Annotated in this window: 4 protein-coding genes and 1 pseudogene; 4 read left to right on the top strand and 1 reads right to left on the bottom strand. The window is 38.1% G+C overall.

The window, feature by feature from the left end; all coding sequences use genetic code 11:
- The first annotated feature begins 604 nt into the window (after positions 1-604).
- Genes PSI14_RS19440 through PSI14_RS19425 form a run of 4 tightly spaced genes read left to right on the top strand, consistent with a single transcriptional unit; the run spans position 605 to position 4,312 of the window.
- Positions 605-1,663, top strand: coding sequence for an AAA family ATPase (locus PSI14_RS19440; protein WP_273577628.1), 1,059 nt, complete (start codon positions 605-607; stop codon positions 1,661-1,663).
- A gap of 9 nt (positions 1,664-1,672) precedes the next feature.
- On the top strand, positions 1,673-2,002 hold the full coding sequence (locus PSI14_RS19435; protein ID WP_370688897.1) for a 3'-5' exonuclease: 330 nt from the start codon (positions 1,673-1,675) through the stop codon (positions 2,000-2,002).
- Positions 2,003-2,671 (top strand): DarT ssDNA thymidine ADP-ribosyltransferase family protein, encoded by a 669-nt coding sequence (locus tag PSI14_RS19430; RefSeq protein ID WP_273577627.1) that lies wholly within the window; start codon positions 2,003-2,005, stop codon positions 2,669-2,671.
- 9 nt (positions 2,672-2,680) lie between these two features.
- Positions 2,681-4,312 (top strand): ADP-ribosylglycohydrolase family protein, encoded by a 1,632-nt coding sequence (locus tag PSI14_RS19425; RefSeq protein WP_273577626.1) that lies wholly within the window; start codon positions 2,681-2,683, stop codon positions 4,310-4,312.
- 267 nt (positions 4,313-4,579) lie between these two features.
- On the opposite strand, the pseudogene PSI14_RS19420 reads toward PSI14_RS19425, so the two are convergent.
- Positions 4,580-5,410 (bottom strand): annotated as a pseudogene (locus PSI14_RS19420) (integrase domain-containing protein); the annotation flags it as partial.
- Between the last annotated feature and the right edge of the window lie 142 nt (positions 5,411-5,552).

Below are 5,552 nucleotides of genomic sequence, written 5' to 3'. Positions count from 1 at the left end.
CCTATCTCAGCGGTGATCTGGGACGGCTTGACTCCCCTGGCAAGCATGAGCAAACCCGTTCCTCGCGTACGGATGTCCCGGTGTGGGTGATTCAAAGCAAGTTGTTGCAATGTCATTCGTTCAGGCTCAGAAAGTGTTATCTTCGATTTCATAAGAACAAGCAGAAAGTCGGATTATCGGGTTATCGATTATAACAGTAATGCAGATAATTTATCTGATTAACTTAATATTAAATCTGAGATATCTTACTATTTTTTTTGTTGACTTTATTCTATCTAATAGAACACCATATTTATGGTTAAATATATTATGACCTAAATAGTAAATCTCTTATCTGGAAGATTGGAAAGTCACAACGCATTTTTTATATCATCGTATTTCAAGATGCATTTATTATCCTCCACTATTCAGGAAATAATAATCTGCTTTCGCCTTGCAAATTGTAACTTGAGGTTTATAGAATATAACACCTGGTGATTTCTATATTTGATATGGAAATAGTAAGGATCAGAAATAACAACAATATATACTATTTCTAAAAATTAACTATCTGTTAGATAAGCAAGAAACACTTTGATATGAAAAGATAGAATGAGGAGAATTCTTGAAAATTTTATCCAACCATCGAGCTACACGCGAACAATTGCCGATAGTAAGTAGAAACACGTTTGGAATTGTGGTTATTAGAGGTGCCGCAGGCAGTGGTAAAACCACAAGTGCTTTACTTCGATTGACTGCAATAGTCAACGCCCTATCATATCGTAGAACACTTAATAATGATCAAGCCCCTATCAAAACGTTAGTTCTTTCATTCAATAGAACATTAGCTGGGTACATAGAAGGTCTTATAAACGATAGTATTCAAACTGGCGCGATACCTGTACAAATTGAAAATGATACTTTTGCTAACTGGGCAAAGGTTCATTTAAATACTGAATTAATACAAGATAAAGAGCAAACTTCATATTTATTAAATAAATGTATCTCATTAGGCTATGACTTAAATTTCATCCTTGATGAAATAGATTATTTAAGAGGTAGGTTTCTTTATTCCGATTTAGATAGGTATTTAACTATAGAAAGAACCGGCCGTGGATTATCTCCTCAAGTAACTAGATCAACACGCCAGATTCTAATTAATATAGTTCGAGAATATGTGCAATATCTTGAAGAAAGAAAATTAGATGATTGGCACACACAATGTGAGAAAATGATCTCAAATAGTTGTTTAGATTATGACATAATTGTTGTTGATGAAACACAAGATTTTTCAGTTAATCAAATTAGGGCAATTCTCAATCACCTCAAGGAAGATTACTATTTAACATTTGTTATCGATACAATACAACGACTATATCCTCGTGGGTTTACTTGGGCTGAGACAGGTTTAGACATGAGAAATGCAACATACTATAGGCTAAAAGAAAACCATAGAAATACAATAGAGATTGCAACTTTTGCTGCCTCTATTACTCAAGGTTTAACTATAGATGACGATGGAAGCGTCAGTGATTTTACACAAGCAACTAGGCATGGACCGAAGCCAATTGTTTGTAAAGGCTTATATTCTCAGCAAGTTAGTTATGCAATTGATTATATTCGTAGGCATGTAGATTTAGAAACTGAATCCTTAGCATTTCTAAAACCTAAAGGCGGGGCTTAGTTCAACGAAATAAAAAAACAGTTAACAAATAGCAGACTCTCTTACATAACAATCACAAAGAATAAAGTATGGCCCAGGGGATCAGAAAACATTGCTCTATCAACAATGAATTCGGCTAAGGGCCTTGAATTTGATCACGTTATTATATTAGGTTTGAGCAATACTAATATGCAACACCTCGACGATGAAAATGATGATAAGTTGCAACAATTAAAACGTCTATTAGCAATGGCTATCAGTCGAGCAAGAGAGTCCGTTGTTATAGGATACAAAGAATCCGAAAAATCAGATTTAGTAAATTATTTCACAAATGGAACCTTTGACGAGGTAAATTTATAAATGACAATTAAACAATTTATTAAAGATAATGGCATAAAAGAAATTCTGCATTTTACATCGGAAAAAGGGCTTACAGGTTGTGCAGGCTCAAGAACTGTATTATCACGGAAAGCATTGGATACAGATCAATACTTGAGTTATATTGCGTCTCCTGTAGCAAGTGAACGCCAAGAGGCACAAGAAGTATTTAATAAAGATAAAGACTGGTTAGATTATATAAATCTTTCCATTAGTGAAATTAACACTAGATATTTCAATGCAGCAAAGCGCTGGTTTAGTGGTTCAAATAATAAATGGTGGTGTATAATGTCTTTCGATCCTATTATATTAACCCATCTAGGTGTATATTTTACAACTACAAACAACATTTATACTTCGGTGATTAGAACACCAGACTTGGCTGGGTTACAAGCAATGTTTGATGAAACAATTATAAGATGGACAGGTAATCATATTTCCCGAAATGAAAGAGCTAATCATTTAACTACCTGTGAACAAGCTGAAGTCTTATATCCAAACCCACTTGATATGAATTTTCTAAGGTGCGTCTATGTTCAAAATGAAGAACATGCTGCGTCGATACATGGAACACTTAGGACCTTTGGTTTTGACCGGGTAAATGTTATTATTTGTCCAGAAAAGTTTTCCGGTGTGCCTAACACACTCTAAGAGGGTAAAATGAACTCACTCAGAGAAAAAAAAGTCATAAATTCTGCACTGTGGGCTGCCGCTGGTGATTCTATTGGGTGGATATCAGAGCTTGCTGATGAGGGATTAAAACGGAGAATCTCTGACAATTATCTGCAAAAGCCAGTAAACTGGAGTAGAAAAATCGGCGGATATTCAGGAGTTAATGTTAATCTGCCAGCTGGTACATATTCTGATGATACTCAGCTGCGATTGGCTATTTCAAGATGCATAAGGGGAAATGGCGAATTTGATATTGAATCATTCGCTAAGATTGAACTTCCTGTATGGTTATCTTATGCATTAGGTGCGGGAAGGGCAACTAAAGCTGCAGCTACTAACCTTATGCGAAAAGATACCAATTGGTTTTCAAATTTTTATAAAAATAATTACATTGAGTATACAAATTCAGGGGGGAATGGAACAGCCATGAGGATACAACCTCATGTTTGGAGCTGTAAAAATTTAATCGAAAGAAAATATGAAGTTTCTGTCATTAAAGATTCTCTGGTCACTCACGGGCATTTATTATCCGTATGTGGGGCAATACTACATGCAGATACATTACAATATGCATTACTAAATGGAAAGCCAGCGAGTCCTGTAGAACTCGAGAAAATAATAGATAACTTCTCAGCCATACCAGACATTATAAATAGCGTCTATGAGTTGAAGAATTTCTGGTTGCCAAACTGGGAAAACATTAGCAGAAAGAATTTATATGATGAAGTAGAGCGAATTCGTAGGGAATCCAAAGAGTACTTATCAAGTGCTGTAAATGCCTTAAAGAAAACAAGCAAACCATCTGAAAATTATCAGGCTGTAATTGTTGCTCTAAAATGTGATAAAAATGAGAGAAGAGGGGCTGCCACTAATACTGCTATTGCTAGCAGTTTGCTATGCCACTTATTTAAGGACTGTTCTCCATACGAGGCCATTATTTCTTGTGTTAATTTTTTAGGCACTGATACTGATTCAATTGCAAGCATGGCAGGTGCAATATTAGGTTGCTACAACGATATTCCCCATTGGGATATACAAGATAGTGACTATATAATAAAAGAGTCTATTAGGTTAAATAAAATTTCCGAAGGGAACATTGCGACAAGTTTCATTTATCCTAATATAAATAAATGGCAGCCGCCACAAACACAAAGCGACACCTTAGTAAGAAACTATGAAGGCAATTATTATGTCATAGGGCTTGGCACTGTTAATCCTATTGATAATAATATCTCGAAAACGAAAACACATTCATGGCAGTGGATGAAATTTGACTTTGGACAGTCAATTTTAATTAAGAGTAAAACTGGCAACGTTAAAACTGTTGAGATTACACAGCTTCGTTCTATAGACGTCACGCAACTCGATGAGCCTGCAAGAAAGGAAAATTCAGTGCAACACACATATAGATCTGAGCAAAATAGTTTTAATTATGATAATAATGAAAGTAATGACTTGGACATTGATGAGATAACAACATCTTTAATCAAAAATGGTTTTAACGAACAACAACTTGGTCGTTTCTTGATAGAATTTGCAGACAAAAAAGGGCTTGAATCTTGTATAGCATATGCAGCTATTATTGGTAAGGCATTCATATCAAGAAAGAAAAAGCAATAACAGAAAGAAATTAAGCCCTCTTGCTTTGACTTTGTGTAATCGTACACAAGCCCAAACACTATTCACTGATTTTTTTGCCTAACAAAGATTTAACTCTTCAACATCTTTTTACTAATCTGAAGCTAGAAAGCGTTAGAGAAGAAACTCTAACGCATTTCTGTCCAGAAGCGAGTTAGCAATAACATATTAATAATCACCTAAGATTAAAGATTGCTTTGCTCATATTCCAATGACCAGAGCAGCAGACCGTGTGTGCTCCAATACAACTTATTCGCCCTCAATATTCTGGAAATACACCTGCTTAATATAACGTCCGCGCCCGTCACCATGCCCTAAATCCATCGACACCAGCGCCAGTACTTCCCGCTCGTTAAATCCTTGCGCTATATAATGCTCCCCGGATTGCTGAGCAAAATGATAACGCATACTATGCGGCGCTTTCTTGCCGCTCAGTCCTGCACGTCTGACAATATAGCGGTAACGGTCGATGGCCTGCGTGATCGTCGGCTTATCAATCAGTTTACCGCCACGCCCGGCCTGCTCGCGTTCAGCATAAACAATCGCGTGTTGCAGGGCTTCCCGATCCAGTATGACCGTCTGTCTGGGGCGTCCACCTTTAGTACCGAACACCACCCGCACAGACGTATGCCCGTTTTCCAGTGCTTTCTTCCAGGTCGCTAACGATTTGTAGGCTTCCACCGCTTCTTTGGTACGCAGTCCCAGCACATACGCCAGTTGCATCACCGCCGCGACACGCCGGTCTTTTTGCTCCACCTGCTGAAAAATATCCCGGAACGCAGCCGGTGCCAGCGCCATTTTCGTTCCCTTGCGGCTGGTATCAGCGATACCCAATGCCCGGTTACTCAGGCGGGTATTATCGGGATCAGCCAGCTTGTGCTTTCCCGCCTGCGCTAAAATGGCTCGCAGCACCGACATTTCATTTTGCAGTGTCCGATGACTGATATTGTTGGCTTTGCGTTCAGCGATGTAGTGCTCAATATATTTCACCTTCAGGCTATCCATTTGCCGGAGTTTGATGCCATTGTCTTTCAAATAATCAAGGAAGTACCGGGCAATCCGCTCCCGATCCGCCACCGTAACAATCTATGGTCCTCCCCGTTTTTGCAACACTCATTTTGATGTATGGTTGGCTTGCTTAAATCTATCCGGCGTCTCTATGAGTATGGATACCCGCGCCACGATGAGTTCTGCGCCTGATGAACCTTAAAAACTCCCCGGC

Origin of the sequence: Xenorhabdus anantnagensis (assembly GCF_028598555.1) — a bacterium.
Taxonomy (GTDB): domain Bacteria; phylum Pseudomonadota; class Gammaproteobacteria; order Enterobacterales; family Enterobacteriaceae; genus Xenorhabdus; species Xenorhabdus anantnagensis.
This window is presented reverse-complemented; position numbering and strand designations above follow the sequence as displayed.